General features: G+C 39.4%; 1 protein-coding gene. It reads left to right on the top strand.

Features of this window, described 5'->3' with window-relative positions; all coding sequences use genetic code 11:
• The coding region (locus tag ACS8FD_RS20675) for an aminotransferase class III-fold pyridoxal phosphate-dependent enzyme (RefSeq protein WP_439277247.1) at positions 1 to 407 on the top strand (407 nt) is incomplete at its 5' end.
• Positions 408 to 703 lie beyond the last annotated feature (296 nt).

Genomic DNA, 703 nt, shown 5'->3' on the forward strand with positions numbered 1-703 from the left:
TTATGGATGCACCGCAAGTCGGCGGTTTGGGTGGGACTTATTCTGGTAACCCGCTTGCATGTGTGGCAGCACTGGCCGTCATGGAAGTCATTGAAGAAGAGAACCTACTTGAGCGTAGTGTTGAGATTGGCGATAAAATCGAAGCATTCTTAAAAGATCTAAACCTTAGCAGTATCGGTCATATCCGTCACAAAGGTGCAATGTTAGCTTTTGAGCTAATCGATAGTGAGGGCAAACCTGATACGGATGCAACAGCTAACCTAAAAGCTAAAGCTTTTGAACAAGGTTTATTGTTAGCGTCTTGTGGTATGCATGGCAACGCGATTCGTGTCATGGTTCCTCTAACAGTTGAAGATGAAGTATTGCAAGAAGGTCTTGATATTATAAAAGGTATTTTAACCGCTTAATTGCTACGCAGTTTTAGGGGCTTTGTGCTAAAACATATCGTAACGATTGTATCGGTTTTAACTAAATTTTTAGTTTGGTTAAAAGGTAGGGTATAGATATAAAAGCAAGGACGCTTTTGGAGTATTAATTCTGAATATAAGCTCTATAACGGCGTCTTGTAAATCAAGACGCCGTTGTTGTTTTTGTCAGTTCATATTTTAAGTTACAGTAATGAGAAGCCATTGCTTGCGCTAATACCAAACAAGTAATATGAGTATTAGAGTCTAGGCGGTAGGTTTTAGATATCAAATCAAGC

This window comes from Psychrobacter sp. 1U2 (assembly GCF_051847575.1).